The 2,451-nt window shown below is 34.9% G+C and carries 3 protein-coding genes and 1 pseudogene; all 4 read left to right on the top strand.

Annotated elements, in window-relative coordinates:
- Positions 1 to 195 (top strand): TIGR04452 family lipoprotein (locus LEP1GSC194_RS21670; protein ID WP_157229219.1); only part of this gene is annotated, 195 nt, incomplete at its 5' end.
- A gap of 68 nt (positions 196 to 263) precedes the next feature.
- A complete protein-coding gene (locus LEP1GSC194_RS16245; RefSeq protein ID WP_036043425.1) occupies positions 264 to 1,391 on the top strand; it encodes a hypothetical protein in 1,128 nt (375 codons plus the stop codon).
- A gap of 50 nt (positions 1,392 to 1,441) precedes the next feature.
- Positions 1,442 to 2,149: a hypothetical protein gene (locus tag LEP1GSC194_RS16240; RefSeq protein ID WP_020774602.1), complete on the top strand. Its 708-nt coding sequence runs from the start codon at positions 1,442 to 1,444 to the stop codon at positions 2,147 to 2,149.
- 103 nt (positions 2,150 to 2,252) lie between these two features.
- A pseudogene (locus LEP1GSC194_RS16235) lies at positions 2,253 to 2,451 on the top strand (DUF932 domain-containing protein); the annotation flags it as partial.

Raw genomic sequence — 2,451 nt, 5'->3', positions numbered from 1 at the left:
ATCCTGACAGCCAGTAACTTCTTACTCAACATGAACGCTTCCAAAGTTGCAGGGATTGATTCTAACGCCTATTATGACAAACAGTCTGTTGATAACTGCTTGGAAGCAATCAAGACTTGGGGATACCTCATTCGCTCTCCAGGCTTTATGGCTCTCATCGAATGCCAACTCAAACCGGAAAGACCATTGTATTAGTTTTTCCTATTCCCTTTTCTCCCAATGAATTTATAAACCAATTTAAATGTTTTGAAGGAGTCATACCATTGAACTTAGTTAATAAAATTTCCCTTATAGGAATCTTACTCGTTTGCTTGCAAGCAACGAACTGCTTATTTACCGTAAAGCCAAATTACATTGCTGAAAAATTCAAAGCAAAAACAAAACCTAAGGCATCTATCTGGACCCCAAGCACCACCCAAACGAAGTTTATCACAAAGAACGACTCATATGGATTATCAGAATACGTAGACTTAGTCGACGAAACGGCGTATCTTCAGCATCCTCTAAATGTACGTCTCCGTGGTGGAACTATACAAAAGGAGGATAACTATGGATTGATAGGACTTGCTACCTTTTGCATTCTAATTCCTTGTTGGAAATCAGAAGAAAGCGTAATTATATTAGATTATTACATTAATAGCGCACATAAAAAAACAGAGGAATACTCGGAGAACAAAAAGCTTTGGATGTGGTTTCCTCTATCTATATACAACCTTGCTACTCTACGATTCAAGGAAGAAGAGAAGTTTGAAAGCTCGGATAGATCAATTCTAATGAATATCGGAGCTAATATCGCAAATACGCTCTCAAAGCTTGAAACCGAATCGAATAAAGAATTAGCGGTTACATTCGAACAAGAAAGCTCTACCTGGGAAAAGGTGAATAAAAACTCTTTGGAAGAGATTATTGAATTCAATAGAAAGACTCCTCCCGGAGAAACAAAAGACAAAGCAAATGAGTTTCTAACTAATTTACTGGACAAAAAAGTTCAAACTTACCTAGAAAGACAATTTCCTTTTGTTAAACCTTATCTCATGAACGATTTAATCGATTCTGATGGGTCAAAATTCGAATATAAATTTTACCAAGTTTTCCGTAGCTTGATCCTCGGAAGAAATCCTGAAACGGGTTTTAAGATTGAAACTCAACTTTCACAAAAAGACGGGAAGATTATATGGAGAATTGACACTCCAAAAGAAATTCATTTTTTTTATTTTAGTCCATATAAGAATAACATCACCTTGGAAAAAATTGTAAGCGAGAAAAATGGCTACAAAGAAACTTCGAATTCCCTGGAAGCGTATGCAATCGGAAAAAGTGTATTCGATATGTTCTCAGAATATCCTACCTACAATTATACAGACATTGAATTTCTTAATAAAATTAAATGAAGAATTCAAACTCATTCTATCCCCTCCAAAACACTCGAAAGGTAATTAAAATGGATGCTCTAAAAAATAAAATTCAATCTGTCTTACTTGTGATACTCTTACTCTCCACAAATTATTGTGTAATGCTTAAAAAAAATGATCCAGAACAATGGAAAACTTCTTGGGATCAATTAAAATCGCTTTTAGAGATTGGAAAAGAAATTAGAATCATTGACCACTATGATCGGAGATTTTTTAATTTTCCGGCTTTGAACACAAAGTTTGGAAAACAATTCAAGATAAAATCAGTTTCCGCTATGACCTCATTCATTCCAAAAGAAGAAGCAATTAGCATGGATCGTTTTCATTCGATGGAAGACTTTAATAAATTGGACACTTATGATATCTCCATTCCGATTCTGATTTATGTAGAACCGAAAAATTTGACCGGAAAATATGAGGTTAAAGATCGAGAAATAATCCGAAATATAGGGAGAAAAACGCTTAGCTTCCCAGAGGATAAGAATACGTGCTTGGTTGTTTCTCTAATTGATCCAAAGATATACTATACCGATTTCTTTAATGAACTACTCAAAGCGGAAACAATCTCCCAAAAACAATATGAGCTATATACCAATTTTGAAAAGGTTGAGGATTGTTCTCTTATCGAGAATGAGTTTAAGAATTTTGAATGTGGAATTGATCAGAATGCTAAAGCTGGTTTAAAATCCTATTTAGAATCTGAAATTCCTCTACCACTACTCAAATGTAAATTTTAGTATTCTTATACTGTATTCCGAATTTCATTCCTACTCAATTACAAAATTCACTTTCCTTTAATTTGGTAAAGAACGATGAACTTCCTCGTTAGTAGGAGTTCAAATGGGAATCAGTGAAGAGGAATTAAAAAGAAGAATCCCTTCTGTTTATTCGGATGCCTATTTCGGGCAAGTCAGCAAAAAGTATCTACAAATCAAAACCTCTGATGTTCTCTCACTCTTTTTGGATCTTGGGTGGGAGGTTCAGAGTGCGACCGCAATTCAAGTCCGCAATAGGGAACGTCATGGATTTCAGAAACACA

Source organism: Leptospira alstonii serovar Sichuan str. 79601, from assembly GCF_000347175.1.
GTDB lineage: Bacteria > Spirochaetota > Leptospiria > Leptospirales > Leptospiraceae > Leptospira > Leptospira alstonii.
This window is presented reverse-complemented; position numbering and strand designations above follow the sequence as displayed.

Bases quoted from the DNA above. Each gene is read 5' to 3' on its own strand.
- LEP1GSC194_RS16240 (WP_020774602.1), top strand. From the start codon at position 1,442: ATGGATGCTCTAAAAAATAAAATTCAATCTGTCTTACTTGTGATACTC.